The 16922-nt window shown below is 41.6% G+C and carries 17 protein-coding genes and 1 pseudogene; 7 read left to right on the top strand and 11 right to left on the bottom strand.

Going from position 1 to position 16922, the window contains the following annotated elements; all coding sequences use genetic code 11:
• Positions 1-7: 7 nt before the first annotated feature.
• The 6 genes from cbl (at position 8) to OH663_RS20865 (ending at position 5380) form a co-directional block, all read left to right on the top strand.
• A complete protein-coding gene (gene cbl / locus OH663_RS20895; RefSeq protein ID WP_200013242.1) occupies positions 8-958 on the top strand; it encodes an HTH-type transcriptional regulator Cbl in 951 nt (316 codons plus the stop codon).
• A 518-nt stretch (positions 959-1476) separates the two neighbouring features.
• Positions 1477-2205 (top strand): hypothetical protein, encoded by a 729-nt coding sequence (locus tag OH663_RS20885; protein WP_263525854.1) that lies wholly within the window; start codon positions 1477-1479, stop codon positions 2203-2205.
• Positions 2205-2816, top strand: coding sequence for a TIR domain-containing protein (locus tag OH663_RS20880; RefSeq protein ID WP_263525853.1), 612 nt, complete (start codon positions 2205-2207; stop codon positions 2814-2816). Before OH663_RS20885 ends, OH663_RS20880 begins: the two co-directional genes overlap by 1 nt.
• 41 nt (positions 2817-2857) lie before the next feature.
• Complete coding sequence (locus OH663_RS20875; protein ID WP_263525852.1) at positions 2858-3370, top strand: TIR domain-containing protein; 513 nt, start codon at positions 2858-2860, stop codon at positions 3368-3370.
• A 1-nt stretch (position 3371) separates the two neighbouring features.
• On the top strand, positions 3372-4565 hold the full coding sequence (locus tag OH663_RS20870) for a toll/interleukin-1 receptor domain-containing protein (RefSeq protein WP_115333134.1): 1194 nt from the start codon (positions 3372-3374) through the stop codon (positions 4563-4565).
• Positions 4562-5380: a hypothetical protein gene (locus OH663_RS20865; RefSeq protein ID WP_263525851.1), complete on the top strand. Its 819-nt coding sequence runs from the start codon at positions 4562-4564 to the stop codon at positions 5378-5380. Before OH663_RS20870 ends, OH663_RS20865 begins: the two co-directional genes overlap by 4 nt.
• 151 nt (positions 5381-5531) lie before the next feature.
• Here the strand turns inward: OH663_RS20865 and OH663_RS20860 are convergent, their stop codons facing one another.
• The 7 genes and pseudogenes from OH663_RS20860 to OH663_RS20830 form a co-directional block, all read right to left on the bottom strand.
• Positions 5532-6416: a restriction endonuclease gene (locus OH663_RS20860; RefSeq protein WP_022065025.1), complete on the bottom strand. Its 885-nt coding sequence runs from the start codon at positions 6414-6416 to the stop codon at positions 5532-5534.
• A 16-nt stretch (positions 6417-6432) separates the two neighbouring features.
• Positions 6433-6576 (bottom strand): annotated as a pseudogene (locus tag OH663_RS20855) (IS30 family transposase); the annotation flags it as partial.
• Between the two features lie 426 nt (positions 6577-7002).
• Positions 7003-7665, bottom strand: coding sequence for an Nmad2 family putative nucleotide modification protein (locus OH663_RS20850; RefSeq protein ID WP_022065024.1), 663 nt, complete (start codon positions 7663-7665; stop codon positions 7003-7005).
• Complete coding sequence (locus OH663_RS20845) at positions 7659-8150, bottom strand: TIR domain-containing protein (protein ID WP_263525850.1); 492 nt, start codon at positions 8148-8150, stop codon at positions 7659-7661. The genes OH663_RS20850 and OH663_RS20845 overlap by 7 nt, the downstream gene beginning before the upstream one ends.
• 21 nt (positions 8151-8171) lie before the next feature.
• Complete coding sequence (locus tag OH663_RS20840; RefSeq protein ID WP_032454841.1) at positions 8172-9203, bottom strand: nucleotide kinase domain-containing protein; 1032 nt, start codon at positions 9201-9203, stop codon at positions 8172-8174.
• Positions 9193-9750: a P-loop NTPase family protein gene (locus tag OH663_RS20835; RefSeq protein ID WP_032454842.1), complete on the bottom strand. Its 558-nt coding sequence runs from the start codon at positions 9748-9750 to the stop codon at positions 9193-9195. The genes OH663_RS20840 and OH663_RS20835 overlap by 11 nt, the downstream gene beginning before the upstream one ends.
• A complete protein-coding gene (locus tag OH663_RS20830; protein WP_263525849.1) occupies positions 9747-10832 on the bottom strand; it encodes a thymidylate synthase in 1086 nt (361 codons plus the stop codon). Before OH663_RS20830 ends, OH663_RS20835 begins: the two co-directional genes overlap by 4 nt.
• 919 nt (positions 10833-11751) lie before the next feature.
• On the opposite strand from OH663_RS20830, the gene OH663_RS20825 reads away from it, so the two are divergent.
• A complete protein-coding gene (locus tag OH663_RS20825) occupies positions 11752-12699 on the top strand; it encodes an ArdC family protein (RefSeq protein ID WP_263525848.1) in 948 nt (315 codons plus the stop codon).
• Positions 12700-12892: 193 nt separating this feature from the next.
• On the opposite strand, the gene mobC is transcribed toward OH663_RS20825, so the two are convergent.
• The 4 genes from mobC to OH663_RS20805 form a co-directional block, all read right to left on the bottom strand.
• Complete coding sequence (gene mobC / locus OH663_RS20820) at positions 12893-13639, bottom strand: MobC family replication-relaxation protein (protein WP_263525847.1); 747 nt, start codon at positions 13637-13639, stop codon at positions 12893-12895.
• Positions 13640-13648: 9 nt separating this feature from the next.
• Positions 13649-15508: a type IV secretory system conjugative DNA transfer family protein gene (locus OH663_RS20815; RefSeq protein WP_263525846.1), complete on the bottom strand. Its 1860-nt coding sequence runs from the start codon at positions 15506-15508 to the stop codon at positions 13649-13651.
• Between the two features lie 712 nt (positions 15509-16220).
• Positions 16221-16526: a dpoa decarboxylase gene (locus OH663_RS20810; RefSeq protein WP_263525845.1), complete on the bottom strand. Its 306-nt coding sequence runs from the start codon at positions 16524-16526 to the stop codon at positions 16221-16223.
• Positions 16527-16575: 49 nt separating this feature from the next.
• Positions 16576-16878, bottom strand: coding sequence for a TrbM/KikA/MpfK family conjugal transfer protein (locus tag OH663_RS20805; RefSeq protein ID WP_263525844.1), 303 nt, complete (start codon positions 16876-16878; stop codon positions 16576-16578).
• Positions 16879-16922: the final 44 nt, after the last annotated feature.

Here is a 16922-nt window from a genome sequence, read left to right as displayed (position 1 = left end):
GCGAAGCGTGAATTTCCAGCAACTTAAAATTATCCGCGAGGCGGCCCGTCAGGATTACAACCTGACGGAAGTCGCGAACATTCTTTATACCTCGCAGTCTGGCGTAAGCCGGCATATTCGCGAGCTTGAAGATGAACTCGGTATTGAAATATTTATCCGGCGCGGTAAACGCCTGCTGGGCATGACTGAGCCGGGCAAAGCATTGCTGGTTATCGCCGAACGTATTCTTAATGAAGCCAGTAATGTTCGCCGACTGGCGGATTTGTTTACAAATGACACGTCCGGTGTTCTGACGATTGCTACCACGCACACACAGGCTCGCTACAGCCTGCCGGCGGTGATTAAGGCATTTCGCGAACTCTTTCCTGAAGTCCGTCTTGAGTTAGTACAGGGGACGCCGCAAGAAATTGACGTGCTATTGCAAAATGGCGGGGCAGATATCGGGATTGCCAGCGAACGGTTAAGTAGCGATCCACTGCTGGTGGCCTTTCCCTGGTTCCGTTGGCATCACAGCCTGCTTGTTCCTCATGATCATCCGTTAGTTCAGGCTTCTCCATTGACGTTAGAGTCTATTGCTCACTGGCCACTAATTACATATCGACAAGGTATTACGGGACGTTCCCGCATTGATGAGGCATTTGCGCGTAAAGGACTGGTGCCCGATATTATCCTTAGCGCTCAGGACTCGGATGTGATTAAAACCTATGTGGCATTGGGACTGGGGATTGGACTGGTGGCGGAGCAATCTAGCGGTGAGCAGGAAGAGGGCACGTTGAACCGTCTGGATACCCGGCATTTATTTGATGCGAATACCGTCTGGCTTGGCCTGAAACGAGGTCAATTACAGCGTAATTACGTCTGGCGATTCATTGAGTTATGTAATGCGGGCTTATCGGTGGATGAGATCAAACGACAGGCTATGGAGCCAGATGAAGTGATGATTGATTATCAGATCTAAAGCAAAAAGCCCGCTAAAAAGCGGGCTTTTCTAAATTTGGCTCCTCTGACTGGGATCGCCTTTGCCAATAACTGGCTAATAAGTAAGCTAAACCTGAATTCCTTTTCTGTCAAGACCACCAGAATGACCCCCTCTAAGAAATGTATGCACTTGTAAGAAGAAACAATGCCCATTGGGGGGATAAGGTACAATCGGTACTCTGCCGGTGCATTATGTTTTAGTGATCTGTGACCGTCCTGCATTGCCACAGACAGCTAGCTGATGAAGATATCCACTGCTTGTCTAGAGAAAACTCCAATGCAGTCCATCAGATATACGCAAATTTTTAATCAGGCTGCGAAAAGTGAAATTGATATCCTGAAGGATTTCGGAGAAATCCGAATCAGGGTATAGTAATCTCTGAGCATTAATTAGTAATTGTGTTATGTGGCTTTAACTCATTGATAATAGTGAATAATATTTTTTCAGTATGTTGATAAAAATGCAACTTGATTGAAATTTTTCATAAGGATTCGCTTATGGTTAGGGGATTGTTACTAGTTGGAATTATTTTAATAGCAATTATTTTAATGGGGTGCTTCTCTTTTTTACCGGCCTCACAATGGTGGTTTATAAAAAATATCATATCAAATTTTGATTTTGTAAAAGCGCTCCTTTCAATTCTTATATTATCATTGATTACTATATTTTTGTTTTTCGGTATTTTAGAGAGAAAGTATTCATTAAAGTTAGAAAAATTAACTTTCGGTGGGTTAAATATTTTATTTGATAGTTCTGACTTGCTATATAAAAGATCTGTTCGCAATTTTCTTGATACTAAAAGAAGTGTGTTCAAAATTGATCCACATTCTGACTCATTTGAGGAGGTTTTTAACTCTTTATATGATATCTATAATTTCATTCGTGTTGAAATAAGAGTGCTGGATGTTAAGCGGAAAAGAGATATGGAGTTGTATCGTATATCTAATAAAATGCTAAAAAAACTGAATCAATTGCTTACCAAACATCAGAATAATTACAGGCGTTGGCATAAGTACATCTCAACAAACGATATTGTATTGACGAGGGATAAGGATTCTAACGGTGAAAATGTTTCTTTAACTTATCATTTAACACCAATTGGAATAATCCAGACTCATTACTATCATTTCAGCCAATTGATGGCTGATTTTGAATGCATTAATAAATTTTTCTGTGAGGAAGTTAGTGGTATTTTTAACATCGATATTGCTAAGTGGGAGGAGTAATGCATAAAACTTTTCTGAGTTATCATCATGCAAACGAACAAGATTTGAAGGACGGAATCATTGAAGCATTTGGTGGTGCGTCATTTATTGACAAGTCCGTAAGTGACGGGGATATCAGCAGTAATGTCAGTGAAGATTACATTATGCGGAAAATTCGGGAGGACTATCTTGGTGACTCTACCGTAACAGTAGTACTCATAGGTACAGAAACTGCCAACAGACCTTTCATTAACTCAGAAATTCAAGCATCTTTATGGGGGGCGAATCCTGCTGGATTAATCGGTGTAATTAGAGATGAAATATATTCGAGCGTATTTAGCTCTGGTGTATGTAGTGATGTTTTTTGCAATTGCGGCATTGGAATTAGAACCATTCATTGGGGTTATGAACATTATCTCCCTTGGTTAATTAAAAAAAATCATAGCTTTTCAAAAGTCGTCCCTCACTATGAGGATATGGATGTTTATTGCTCACTAGTTAAGTATTCAGATTTTATAGGGAATAGTGAATTTTATATTAACCAGGCATTTGATAAAAGAAATGTTATGGAACCAGCAGCAAAGAAAAATCCCGCGGATGTTCCTGCTATAAGAACTAATTTACTATGGTGATTAGATTGTTTTTACGCTAAGATAAATTTAAGGGGTCAGATATGTATAATAGCGGAATAATTAAAAGAAAGGTTTTTTTAAGTTACCACCATGATGGTGACCAATATTACTATAATGAATTCTCAAAAAAATTTCATGACGAATATGAGGCCGTAACGGATAATTCCCTTGATCATCGAGTTGATAGTGAGGATATTGACTATGTCATGCGACGTATTCGTGAGTATTATATCACAGGGACTTCATGTTCTATTGTCTTGGTCGGTAATGAATCATGGGGGAGGAAATATATTGACTGGGAAATTAAAGCGACGCTTGATAAACAACATGGACTTATTGGTGTCCAGTTACCAACATTGTTATCAAATTCTTCTGGACGAGTGAATGTGCCCGCTCGACTCAGTGATAATATTGATTCTGGATATGCACTGTGGGTAAGTTGGGCTAATTTTACAGCTAACATTTCGTCGTGTAGGGGATATATCGAACAAGCCAATTGTCGTAGTAATACTCTGATAAGAAATACTCGTGAACGCCGCTTAAGGAATGCATAATATGCTTGAGACGAATTTAGCAAAACCATTTCTTGTTGTTTATATCATTTGGCACCCGGATTTCGCCGCTGGTGCTGGACTGGCTGAAATATTGCGGGGACACTTTCGTCGGGAACTCTATCAGAACGTTGCTGGAGGAACCGGTTTAAGTGTTATTTTTCGTTCTGAGCCTCTACCTGAAACGGGGAAGCCGTTGCCGATCAATTTTTCAGAATCAGAGACCACCGCAGTCCTTATACTTGCAGAATCATGTATGGCAAATGATCCTGAATGGGGGACTTACCTTCGGGAGCTATCCACGCAGTCGGAAATAGCTGGACTGGGTACACATCTTTTCCCCATTGCTATTGAAGTAGAAGGATTAAATCTTGGACTGGAAGAGCAGGCATTGCGCTGGGACCAGTGGATACAGGATGGGAGTAACAATACTGCAAATCTTCATATACGATTGATTAGTGAGCTTACATACGAATTTTGCAGGATGCTGCGCCATTACCTGGAACATCTGAAACAACCAGAAAAAGATGAAGATGATTTGCTTAATTATCTCAAGAAAGTTCAGATATTTCTTAGCCATTCTAAACATGATGAAGATGGAGAGAGGATTGCTCGTTTGATACGTGAGCAATTACATAGTGGACATGGGTTAAGTTCATTCTTTGATGTCCATGATATCCCTGCTGGGCTTCGGTTTCATCAGGTGCTATTGAAACAGCTGGCGCAAAGCGCAGTTGTTGCCATACATACCGACTCTTATTCCTCGCGTGAATGGTGTCGCAGAGAGATTATAGAAGCTAAACGTAATAGTGTACCTTTAGTTGTTGCCAACTGTATTAGCGAATTGGATGAAAGGGGATTTCCTTATATGGGAAATGTCCCCATAGTGAGAATGGATCCCCAGCAGGCTGAACGAATTAATATCATTATTGCACGCCTGCTTGATGAGGTTCTGAAAGATTTTCTGTGGCGTTGTCGTATACAATTGGTTAATACTAAACAAAGTGCAGTGCAGTTTGTTCCACGTGCGCCGGAGTTAATTTCACTTGCTGGTTTAAAGTTCCCCGGTATTGGGCAACCTACAATTGTATATCCTGACCCACCCTTAAGTTCAGAAGAAGAGCGATTATTTGAAGAAGTTAAACCCGGTATCAGGCTTAGAAGTTTTACCGAATGGCTGGCAGAGGGAACATCATGACTTATCGTGAAATGCTTAGTCAGCATATTATTGCAATATCTACATCAGATAGCCCAGATATGCCTGTATTGGGGTTAAGTAAACAGCATTTATATGACGCGATGACAGAAATTGCGCGTCATTTATTAGCCTTGGGAGCCCGGATTGTTTATGGCGGAGATCTACGTGCTAATGGTTTTACTGAACTGTTATTTGAGTTAGTAGCACGCCATAGAAGAGATGCCGATGAGGGGGATGAACGTTCCAGTATATTGAACTATCTTGCATGGCCGGTGCATATGCAAAAAGATGCCAGTGACTTGGAAAGGCTCAGTGCGGACCTGAAAGGAATGGCAAGACTTGTTTTGTTCAATCGCGATGGCGAGCCGTTGCCAATGGCAGAACGAGCCCATCACATAGCAACTATTCCTTCTGATGAAGATTGGGCAATAGGTTTGACAGCAATGCGACATGCTATGTTACAAGACACACATGCCCGTATTATTCTTGGCGGGCAGGTTGATAAGTATAAGGGGGCAATGCCCGGTATAGCAGAAGAGGCTGTATTATCACTTCGTGCTAAACAACCCCTTTTTATTATGGGAGGCTTTGGTGGATGTGCAAAAGATATCACGGAGTCTCTGAATATTGTGGCATCTGACGGAATGCAGCAACGCAACTGGAGAGGGCGGGAAGAATTTGCCGGTTTTTCTTACAAGGATCTGAACAATGGACTTACTGAGTTGGAAAATGTTGTGCTAGCACAGACTCCTCATGTAGATCAGGCTATCGCTATGATTTTGAGAGGGCTTTTTCGATTAGTAAAACGTGGCTGAAAAAAATCTATCGTCCATTTTATGTATCAGCTTAGACTTAATTTGGAACTCTAATGGCGCAGAGCTAAATCTAATCTTACAGACAGTTCTGTGCCGAGAGCGGACGTGTCTATCAGAACGGCTTGCACTATTGTTCGGATATATCAAACCCTCAATTAATCTTCCGACTTTTTCTGTAGTCTTCTGCCATTTTTTTTTGTGCAATCAAGATTTTCCTTTCCTTTTCAGGAAAGAAACTATAATCTAAAAAGTTATCAATTCTTTCTTTAGTGCAAATTCTAATGATGTCAGGTGTGTAATATTCATATATAGGATCGAAATCTCCGTTGACCTTCATCATTATTTCAGCATCTAGTATTCTACGATCTAACTCATTCAAACTTAAATTCAACCAATGCATTAACTCATGAAAACTGTTAATTGGATCTATTTGTTTCCCTGTGTAGTGAGAAACATCAAATGGATAGGTAATCTCTTCATCGATAATTAAGTCGGTAACAATAATGAGAATTACAGCGCATGAAAGGATTTCTCTATCATCAAACATTTCATATCTAAGTTCATATTTTATCCTTGTTTTCTTTGTATGCCCCCAGTATCTAGTGCTAGTTAAAATAGCACGATTCAAAAAAGATTTTAATATATTAGATTGTACAAGATGGTTTGTTTTTTTCTTAAATTCGTCAAGTGTATACAAACTTATATTTGTATGCTTCGTGGCTTCTATTGCACCTGATTGAAAACCTTTTTTTGAAATAATGAAACCTCTATCGGCACCGGTATTTTGAAGCACTGTAAAAAAAGCATGAACAATTTCTTTTGTGACATTACTATTCCAATACTTAGCCTCTACGAACCATTTGAAATCAGTCCCAAGATATTTGGATTCCACTACCACATCTATATTCGAAATTCCTCTTACACCTTCTACTGTAACATTCGTCTTAGCGTTGGCACCTAAATTTTTAAAATGTTCACAAATCTCTTCTTGGAAATTATACCAATCTGTATCGATATTTTTCTTATGGTTGCTCATTTAAACTTCCTCTTAATGTCTGGTGCATAGTGGGCATGATAGAAGAATGATATCTGTCGAATATTCTGGCGATGTCATACAAGGAATCATCATGCTTATATCTGTCCCAGATAATCGCTTTCTGTTCTGGCTTGTAGTTAATAGACGTTCTTCGTTTCATGGTAACACCCCCCTTGATTAAGGATGGCATTGCATCGATACGTTGAACTCACAGCTTAAAACTGACGATCAGATTTGATTGTACCTGCCAGAGAAAAGAGTCAGTTCAATTTTGAGCTAATAAATTTTATATGTAACAATTTGTTAAATCAGGCAGGTATCACTTACATAAATAAACCGTTTCTCTTACTGATTTATACACCACACTCAATCGAATGTCTTTTTACTGGGCATAACGGTGGAAGCTTTGGGCTTTATTTTTTTTAGAATATTTAATGATGTCTGAGGTACTATTTAACGCCTATCTAAAGAATATAACAGCAAGCTATTTCATGAGTTTTTGTCTAGACTCCCTCCGGGAGAGTAACAGCGATGGTTGAAAAAATGATAGACTAAAAATATATGGAACACAAAATATGTGCACCTATCAATAAAGTTCTCCAGTTCGCTGATCTACACGTTTATAGAAATCAGAAAAATTGCATGGGTCAGATATAACTGAATTTTTATCACTTCTAAAATCAAATTCAATTCTTTTTATAAGGTTAATGGCTGGTATTGTAGAATTTAAAGGAATTTTTTTATAGTTTCTAATTCTATGATATTCAAGAGAGTCTAAGTCTACTTCAATCGCTTTATTACCGAAATAATAAAAATGATCAGAAATCAACACGTTATTAGAACTAGTATCTCGTTCAAGATTTGTCATGTTAAATGAACCATCAGGATTGCTATGATGAGAATCTTCTTGTATCCATTCATTTTTTTCATTTTGATGGTAGATATTATCGCCCAGAATTTGTACATGACTACCATTTCTAGCAGGCTTTTTGATAGAAAACCTGGTATCCTCCCAATAAGCATTGAAACTAATTTTTTCTGAAACTTTCATTAATAGGATACATTTTTTTTTAGCTGATTTTAAATTAGCTCCACCAACTCCGAGTATCCAATCACCCACTTTAGCAGACTTTCTAATTCCAGGTTTGCATGTTGCCAAGGTACAACTTCCATGAAATGGATTGGGTGCAAAACCAAAGTCTCTCGTTATTGCATAGACATAAAGGTGAGAGTTAGGCTCAATTAGCATACGACATTCCCACCTTGAACTTTATCACGATCCGTACCATCAGGTTTTTCAAATGAAGTTTTACCTTCTAGTGCGTTGATAATGGCGTCACTTCTCCAGGCCACTATAGAGGTTGCATACTTTTCGAGATTCTCTGGTAGTTTTACTTCGCCTTTTAAACCATTTTCATATACACCTATGATTGGTTTTCCAAGTTGATGAGCTACTTGAATTTCCCAGTTTACCCAAGGTCTGGTATGCGTTTCTTTCCCGATAACAACTATAACTTGACTAGCCCACCTCATTTTCATTCTAAGTAAACGTGCAATCGTTCTATCACTAAGTTTTTTTTCCTCAACTCGTTGCTGGTTTTCAGGTTTCATTCTGATAGAACTATTACGTAAATGATAACCTTTTGCTGCAGCTAAACGAGAAATCCCATCAACACTAGCGTCATCTTTATGATGATGGCTAACAAAAACATTTTTCTTAATTTCTTTAACCATTTTAAAATCCTTTGTAATTTGCTAATTATAAAATAATTCTATATTATTACTTTGATAATGATACTTTTGTTTCGGTCTTTTATTGTTAAATTTAGTTCGGCATCTTTTATCTATCTCGCATGCACCACTATTTTCCATATCCATTAAGGTGTAAACTCTTTCTTCTTTAGGCAGGAAATGGAATATTTCATCCATGTTCCAGTGTTCATTATATTTTTCTGCGATGTTTTTTTGGTTAATAGTGAACCAGAACAAACACTCTTCGCTATTCATTCCATCTCTATTAGAAAAAATCCAATTAATTCCTCTTTCACAACCAGGACCTGAAATAACAAAATTCAACTCTGTAAACGGAAAACTGGCTAAGTATGTCAGATCTATGAAAATTTGATATGCTAGAAAATTCCCAATCCCTGAAAATGATTTTAAATGTTCAAAAACTTCAAGCTGATTTCTTGATGATTTTACACCATTAACGATTTTATCTTGGTTATAATAAACAAATTTGATCATTCTAATTACCATGTCATTTTCCGTTGTGCCCTCTATATTTTCTAAGTATTTCCCGAAATTAAACTTCGGACCTCCTAAAATATAGGCTGCACTAAAAAATACATAGCCTGGTTTTTTTATGGATATATTGAGAGTCTTCTCCCTGATTTTTTCATTAATATCACGAATCGTCATATTTGTGAAGTCAAAGGGCGCATCAATTTCATTGAATGTATCGCTTTTATTTACCACTCTAAATAGAAATGAATTGAGTATTTTATTATCATAACTCAATTTATCATTGTTTGTTATATTTGTTAATAACCACTTGGTTTCTTTGTCCCATGTTCTTTTAGTATTTACAAATTTATAGTTTCTCAATATCTTGTCTTCTGTCCAATATGGCGGAAGGTTAAGTATCTCTTTCTTGTAATATATAGAGGTTCTCTCTCGTTGATGATAAAACCATTCCCTGATAACAGCTTCATTTAAGATGGGTTTAGCGGTTTTAATTTTCATTTCTCTGACATTACAAAAAAGTTGATCGTTTTTACTGTTCACTAAATAATACCCTTTCGAAAAAGTTTTTAAAACTATCAATTCCGTTCACACTATTGTTAAAATGATAGTCTGATTTTGTTTTGTTCTCATTTACATACTTGTCAATTTCGTATCTTTTATAATTATTATTTTCCCGTTCTATATGAACTATTGTGAATTGATTGTTCTTACACCATGCGAATTCTTCATTTGATCTTATGTCAGTAATTATTATGTTTTTATTCGTCCCTTCATTTTCCTCTAAAACTTTCAACTCTTCTGATAGCATTCTAATAAATATTTTTTCTTCAATTTCCCTTAGTTTGTCTAAGCTCAGCCATATATCTCTTGGTGAATGGTTGATAAAGTCGCCTGTAGGTAAGGTTATATTGAGTGATAACGTTTTCTTTTCAGGGCTATAATCCTTTTCCATCCAAGGGTAAATATGATTGGCCAATTTTTTGAGTTGATCGCTAAATGATAATCTAACAAATTCATAGTTGGATATTAGATAATTAGCAAGGAAATCTTTTCCACTACCCGATATTCCCATGAATGCAATTTTCATAGGCGCTCCTTATTAGAATTATTGAAGTGATTGGAAGTTACGCTTAGATTGAAATCATCGCTTAACTTAGCTGTTAACACTATTGGTTGTTTAAACCTTTCCTGAAAAATATATGATAAAGCTGCTTCTGCATATCCCCAGAGTAAATTTCTTTCAGTTTCTACAAAATGTTCAATAAATATTTTTTTTAGTTTTTCAGTTTCCTTCTCTATTGTGTCTATTTTATATGCATTTTCTGTTATTATTCTTTCAAGGAATGAGACTATATCACAGAATAATGATTTTATATTTGGTAGTGATGGAGGAAATGATATTTCATCATCGTTTATCAAATCTGTCATTTGTTCTTCTTTTCTTTTGTGTATTTCATTGGCTTGTTCTATTCTATCATCATATATATGAAGATTAGTTACTGAATGATGTAAGTATCCTAGTTTAATCTCGCTATCAACTTCCCTCTGTAACATTGAAAGTACTATTTCTTGAAGTAAACTAAACTCGAAAATGTTTATATTGCTTACTCCAAATATTAGATCGCCACTTCTTTGGACTATTTTAATATTTAAATTTTTGTCAGGAGTGATAAAAAAATGAATTAAGTTATTACAAGGTATATCGACACTATGTTCTATGTTGTATAATTTTATGAGGCTTTCATTTGTATCTCTGTCAGGCATGTATAGGCTAATGACCGCTCTTCTTGTAAATATTCCTTCGTTTTTGAATTGTTGCACGACATTTTCAAGTTGCCCGTGAGCGTATAGTCTTTCTCCATAAGCTGCTCGCCAAGTGACACCATCATCTGAGTATTTAGGCGCTCTTGGTAAAAAAAAAGTTAGATATGGTTTAATTCGGTTATCGCCTGCAAATACCCATATGGCTTCAGCAAATGTGGAGAATATGTTGTTTTTTCGACCCGCTAAACTTAAATGTCTTGATCTAGGGTTTCGCAAGATCATACTAACATCATAAATAGTTATAGCATCCCCATTCCTTGTCGAAACACGAACTCCTTCATTAAGCACTTTTTCCAAGAGTTTCATTATTACATCGTTAATAGTTTCTCCGTAAATGACGTGCATAAACAAAACCTCATGCTATTAAAAATATTTTTCTAGTTGATATAGTTTATTGGACCTAATCCAGAATTTGGTCCAGCCATAGTCTGGACTAACCGGATAGCACGTATCAATCTCTTGCTGCTAAGAACAGGCTCGAACGTGATAGCCAATTGGCTTCCAATGTAGAAAGTGAGACCTCGACCCACGCTACCGCCCTCAGTTGCCTAGGCACTGCACTTGTATGAATATTTACAAATGTTACTCATGTTATGGGTTTGGTCAATCTGGCAATCAGATAATTACGAAACTTTAGACTTATTACTTAAGTGGGGGGGGCGAGTCGCTAGCTAGTAAGACCGCCTCTTATATGTACTAGAAGCACAACTGACGATGTTGGTTACTACCAAAACCATAGTCACAGCTGCGTAGCAAGCTGGGGCCGCTCGTTACGCCCGGCTGCCCCGGTTAAGGCGCTGTGGCCTGTTTCAAGAAATCTCTAACCCCGGGTCCGGGAGGTGTTAGATAGACTCTATGCCGCGTTCAATACGTAGACAGCCCAGAACAGGTAGTGATTGATGCCGGAACGAGACAATTTAACAACAAACCGCCCCCAGTTAGCAGGACCGTCTCGTCCGGCAGGAAAGCATGCTAACACCTACATGAAGTTCCTGTCAGTGCCAGTCTCCGGCTCAACATCACCAAATCTGCTTTTCACCACTGCGGAGTAAGGGGTGCTACGCCCGGCTATGCAGGGGCAATTTTTTTCTCCTGTGTGCTTTCCGTTCCCCGTATTCGCTTCCGGTTAATCGTTTCCCAACACAACCCGTCCCGCAAGGGTAAATGGCACGCATTCTGCGCCCTTGCAGGACAGAACGATGCCGGGAAAGCGAACCGTCAGGCGATACGAAGACGAAAATCACACACTGGCGGAGAAAAAACCATGACGAATTCCCTGCATACCTCCCTGACAAGCGCCCCTAACGCCGCAGCGGCGACCAGCGTATCCCCGCTGGACCCGTCAGGCTCCTCAAAAACGAAATTTTCTAAAACCAGAACCGACATTTATCAGACCGTTACCGACAACATCATTGCAGCACTTGAAGGCGGTGTAAAACCGTGGTCCTGCCCGTGGCAACGCGTATCCGGCATGTCTGGTCTGCCATCGAATTACGCCACCGGCGTAGCCTACAGCGGTATGAATATCATGTTGCTGTGGAGCAGTGCATCTAAGCAGGGTTTCAGCGATTCACGCTGGATGACCTACAAACAGGCACAGGTAGCAGGTGGACAGGTTCGCAAGGGGGAGCATGGTACAACAGCTATTTTTTACACCACCATGGAGAAGGAAAACGCCGCCGGAGACATTGAGCATATCCCGATGCTGAAAACTTTCACCGTGTTTAACGTTCAGCAAATCGACGGTTTGCCCCTGATAACTGACACAGTCAGCCCGGAAGCAACCTTTGACCCGGTTCCGCAGGCTGAAAATCTGTTCAGGAAGAGCGGCGCGAACATCATAGAGAAAGGACAAAACGCCTTTTTCATCCCATCAACTGATGACGTCTGGTTACCGGAGCGCCATCTGTTTTCGGATGCGGCTAACTTCTACGCTACCGGCCTGCATGAGCTGGTTCACTGGAGCGGGGGCAAAAAACGCCTGAACCGTGAAATGAAAGGGAAGTTTGGCAGTACGGATTATGCAGAGGAAGAACTGGTGGCGGAGCTGGGAAGTGCCTTTCTGATGGCGGATCTGGGGATTGAGGGAGAGGTACAGCATGAAAGCTATATTGCTTCCTGGCTGAAAGCGCTGAAAAACGACAAGCGTTATATTTTCAAAGCGGCCAGCGCAGCCTCTAAAGCACATCGTTACCTGATGGATAAACTTTGAAACCGGAATCAGACAACCGTAAGGGAATGCGGTTACATGGTTTTTAACCGGCAACGCTGCAAGGCGCAAACTGAGGCGGAACGCAGCACAGCGAGTACCGAACAGTCTGCGCCTTGCAGTGGAATAAAAAAATTCCGGCCTGGCGGTATCGCCGCCAGGCCGGTGATGCTATCACGATGGCCTGAGTAAAAGCTTAGGTATAGCTGCCTAATGACAGGTATTTCAGTTCATCAAAGGTATAAATGCGAAACACCCGACGGTGGCGTTCTTCCAGCGGGACGTGCTGATGGTTGATGATGACATGCCTGATGCTGTCAAACAGCAGTTCAAGCGCACGCTTCTTCTGTGGATCCGGCACAACATAAAAAACGTAAATCCAGTGCCGGCTGGTACGGGCCAGCAGGTGGCTGGCAATAATCGACTGGTAGCGGGCTCGGGTTTTCAGGCGACGTTCGGTTTCAATGGCAATAACGTTACCGTCGGGCAGCGTCAGTAATCCGTCCGGGCGATGTTTTACCTGATACTGGCTGAGAAAGGTGGCCCGGTCGCCGTTAATCCATCCCGAAGCACCTTTCTTCTCCAGAATAAGTCTGGCGGCCTGATTATCAAGATGGTGCTCCAGCGTCCAGCCGGTGATTTTTGATGGTTCAAACCGAGCAGGAAAGATTTTATCATCCGGGGTTAACACCACCGCCAGCCCGTCGCTGGTGATCCCCCATAATGAAATCTTCCTTGTCCGTGATTCGAGTATATGCTTCTGGATTAATCCCATTCGCTCCGTTTTTGCCAGCAGCGAATAAAGCGATTTGTGGTCCCGGAAACCAAATAACAGCATCAGCGTTTTAAAATCGCTGTAGGTCTCTTCTTTCAGGAAGTTCAGCAGTTGTTTTATTTTCTCGCTGTTGCGCGTCTGGCGCTCTTGATATGTCGAAATCAGCATAACCGCTCCTTAAAAATCCAGCGGGGACAGGTCTTTTTCATCATCAGGTTTTAGCTTTGCCGGTTTGACTTCACTTTCGTCGAAGAAAAGAGCCGGGTGCGTTGTCATTACATCCGGTATGGCTGGTTTATCATCCTCGCCAAAATCCAGTGCGATTTTCACCGGTGCCGCCGCTGCGGCAATATCAGGGGAAACCGAGAAGATTTTTAGCTGACGCTTTCTGACCTTTATCGGCGAGATCAGTGAAGCAGAAGGAAGCGTTTTTGTCGTAAAGATAAAGCTGACAAAATCGGGCAGGTTCAGGATCATATTGCTGTCAATAAAGAAACGTTCGGCCTGGCGGATTGTGCGCTCACTGTCGATGGTTTCCGTCAGCATATTATCCGTCTTAGCTTTACGGAGTTCGTCATCCACCAGAATCGTGCCTGACATTCTCGCCACCCATTCCGCTGTATCCGGATCCATAACCCGGTAAACCAGTTTGAATTTTGCATTTTCAACGACCGCACCGACAACGGCGTCACCTTTCAAATCTGCCGGGCAGTCTTTTAAATCGGCAATGGACTGGTGGTCCATAATAATATGTACGCCTTTATCCCGCGCCGCACCTAATCCCTCCAGTGCTGACCTGGATAAATGGTATTTCAGTTCCGAAAGATAAATAGCAATGGGGCGCGGTACGTCTGTTACACGGTCGCGCCTTTCTGCTAACTGGTACAGGCGAACCAGTAGCATGCGCTGGGCTGTAATAATTTTGCTGTTTCGCATGGAGCCGATAACATAACAACAGCCGCCTTCATCAAACATTTTTTTAAGTGAAAAGCCTTTCGGTGAATTAATGGCATTGAGTAAGGCCAGTTCCTCAATCTTGCCGAAAAACGCTTTGATTTTTTCGGCAATACCCTGAACGTAATCACCGTTATAAACATCCCGGATTGTTGTCGATGGATTTTCGCTGACAAATTGTGCGGCCATACGCGCGGCTTTTCGGTCATCAATGCGATAAAAATCCGATTCCTGTCCTTTTTCCGCCAGGCTGAAACCGGCGACAAACAATTCTTCCAGTTCATCGGCAGTAATGTTTTCAATCAGGTTTAACTGGTATTGCTGTTTTCGCAGGTCAATTAAGGCAAAGGGTTTGCCTGCATCCTCGCAGGCTTTGCGGTAAAGATGCGGTGCCCATTCATCATCCTTTGGGTCCATCACAAACACACCTTCACCGGCCAGAATACTTTGATAAAGTAATATGCCGGTGGCAACCCCTTTACCGGCTCCGGTGGTGCCGATAATATCCGCGTGCTGTTTCTGCCAGTCTTTTAACGGGAGATACATTGGGTCGTTCTCCCTGTCCATGCCGATAAATAGCCCTTTACTCAGGTCGATATAATGCAGCGGGTCATAATGCAGTGTTTCCGGTAGCAGGGATTTTACGGTGCGGACATCAGTACGTAATTCCCGTTCAAGGGTGGTCTTTTTAACAAGGCGTTTCTTTATTTTGTCCAGTTCCGGCGTGAATACCCGGCGAAGCATAATATGAAAAATAATCCCGGTTACAGTGAAAGCAATCCGTACTGACCACGCCAGTGCTGAATTATCACTGGTGAGTCTGATTTTATACAGCCACTGAAAGGATCCGATAACTATCGGAGCCAGTGTGCCGGAGAGAAAACACAGCAGGGAAAAAGCAATAATCAGCTTTTTCCAGAGCGGAGCTTTCTGCCGTTCATCGCTTTTCATTGATGCAAAAAACGGCATCGTCAGCCCCGCTAATAACGCCAGTATTAGTTGTTGCTGTTGCACAAAAGCGAGCAGCACCAGCATCCCGTTCACTATCGGCGACAGTGAAGCGGCAAGCTTATTTAAAATCATCGAGCCTCCTTCGTCAGCGATTCGCCCCATGACATCGCCCCGTCAGTTCGCCCCACGGTGTCGGGCGAAAAGTCGGGGCGAGCGTATGGGGTAAAGAAGGTGGCCGCTGTGCGGCCATGTGCCGGAAAGCATGCTTCCCGGTACGAAACGGTGTGCGCCAGTACATGCGGGCTGGACGCCCTTATTGTCTGTCGCATGGGGGTAATGTCGTGGCTGGACGCCGCGCCAAAACCCCCAGGGTCAACGGCGGCACACCGTCGCACGCTACGCGCGACCAACCCCTTTAAGACGCGCGTTTCGCCTGTTTTTTCTCGCAGGCTCCAAAAAACGGGAACGCTGCTTTAAAGGGGTTGGTCGCGCCTGATCGGTCATATTCCCCGCTGGGGCGGGAAATATGACCTGGCTTGACGGTGTGCGGGGCAAGCCCCCCAAATAAACCGCTGTCGTGGGCGACAGCTTTTCGCTCGCTGGGGCGGCGAAATTTATTCGGCTCCCCCCGGCCTGCTCAATTCGCCTGGGGGCGAATGTTCGCAGGTGGGCGCGGTGCCTGAAAATTAGCAATTTCTGCGAAATTGAATTTTCTGTCCGCGCGCCACGTACTTATTTTACGGCTTAACAATTTCTCCGAAATTGAAGCCAGAAATAAGCACGCATGAAACCCCGTCGTCTGTCAGTCTGTGGCGTCGTTCGATATATTATCAGTGTCTGTGATTCACATCTGTTCGCGGGCTATTTCAGCCCGGCATTCCCGTTCAGCGTTTAATGCCGCACGGTACGTTTCATCATCGACCTTCGTTCCCTGACTTTCGGCATATCGCCTGAGCTTCTCTGCGTCCGGCTCATTAAGCAGTGAAAGATGATGTCGTAATAAACCGATAAACCGGCTTTCATATATCTCATAATAAAGTCCACATCCCTGATGGGCTTCTTTCGACAGATAGTCGTAGATACATATGACCGATATTCTGTCCTGATGCGTTGAGTGAATATTGGCAATAAACAGGTCTTCTTTATTCATTTTTATTTCTCCATGCAGGGGATTTATTAAAATAATGGCCGGGGTTTTATTACCCTCTGACTCTGCCAAATCGGGACAGGATTTTATTCACCGCTTCCGGATCAGCGCTGGCGCATTCCCCTAGGAAAGCTTTTCTGGCATTGAGCGTATGATTGGGTAAAAATCCGTGTTTATTCTTTTTAACGATATTAAAGAAAGCTCGTTCAGAAGAATGGCATTCGTTTCCTCCACTGTTTCCGGTTGCTTTACCGTACATACACAGCACCACTTCGCACGGGTCAGCAGCGAAAGAATAAACAGGCGTCCCGGCAGCAATGCACAGCACTGCCGCCGCAATAGCGGAATATTTCATGATGGATACCTTACTGTAAGATGAATTTCAGGATGTGAGGGGGA

The sequence above is a fragment of the Citrobacter sp. Marseille-Q5395 genome (assembly GCF_947057495.1).
GTDB lineage: Bacteria > Pseudomonadota > Gammaproteobacteria > Enterobacterales > Enterobacteriaceae > Citrobacter > Citrobacter murliniae.
The sequence above is the reverse complement of the archived record's forward strand: the minus strand, read 5'-3'. Positions and strand labels throughout refer to the sequence as shown.

What these genes read in the sequence shown, in the direction of transcription:
- OH663_RS20885 (WP_263525854.1), top strand. Translation starts at nt 1,477, where the DNA reads ATGGTTAGGGGATTGTTACTAGTTGGAATTATTTTAATAGCAATTATT.
- OH663_RS20880 (WP_263525853.1), top strand. Translation starts at nt 2,205, where the DNA reads ATGCATAAAACTTTTCTGAGTTATCATCATGCAAACGAACAAGATTTG.
- OH663_RS20875 (WP_263525852.1), top strand. Translation starts at nt 2,858, where the DNA reads ATGTATAATAGCGGAATAATTAAAAGAAAGGTTTTTTTAAGTTACCAC.
- OH663_RS20870 (WP_115333134.1), top strand. Translation starts at nt 3,372, where the DNA reads ATGCTTGAGACGAATTTAGCAAAACCATTTCTTGTTGTTTATATCATT.
- OH663_RS20865 (WP_263525851.1), top strand. Translation starts at nt 4,562, where the DNA reads ATGACTTATCGTGAAATGCTTAGTCAGCATATTATTGCAATATCTACA.
- OH663_RS20860 (WP_022065025.1), bottom strand. Translation starts at nt 6,416, where the DNA reads ATGAGCAACCATAAGAAAAATATCGATACAGATTGGTATAATTTCCAA.
- OH663_RS20850 (WP_022065024.1), bottom strand. Translation starts at nt 7,665, where the DNA reads ATGCTAATTGAGCCTAACTCTCACCTTTATGTCTATGCAATAACGAGA.
- OH663_RS20845 (WP_263525850.1), bottom strand. Translation starts at nt 8,150, where the DNA reads ATGGTTAAAGAAATTAAGAAAAATGTTTTTGTTAGCCATCATCATAAA.
- OH663_RS20835 (WP_032454842.1), bottom strand. Translation starts at nt 9,750, where the DNA reads ATGAAAATTGCATTCATGGGAATATCGGGTAGTGGAAAAGATTTCCTT.
- OH663_RS20830 (WP_263525849.1), bottom strand. Translation starts at nt 10,832, where the DNA reads ATGCACGTCATTTACGGAGAAACTATTAACGATGTAATAATGAAACTC.
- OH663_RS20825 (WP_263525848.1), top strand. Translation starts at nt 11,752, where the DNA reads ATGACGAATTCCCTGCATACCTCCCTGACAAGCGCCCCTAACGCCGCA.
- mobC (WP_263525847.1), bottom strand. Translation starts at nt 13,639, where the DNA reads ATGCTGATTTCGACATATCAAGAGCGCCAGACGCGCAACAGCGAGAAA.
- OH663_RS20815 (WP_263525846.1), bottom strand. Translation starts at nt 15,508, where the DNA reads ATGATTTTAAATAAGCTTGCCGCTTCACTGTCGCCGATAGTGAACGGG.
- OH663_RS20810 (WP_263525845.1), bottom strand. Translation starts at nt 16,526, where the DNA reads ATGAATAAAGAAGACCTGTTTATTGCCAATATTCACTCAACGCATCAG.
- OH663_RS20805 (WP_263525844.1), bottom strand. Translation starts at nt 16,878, where the DNA reads ATGAAATATTCCGCTATTGCGGCGGCAGTGCTGTGCATTGCTGCCGGG.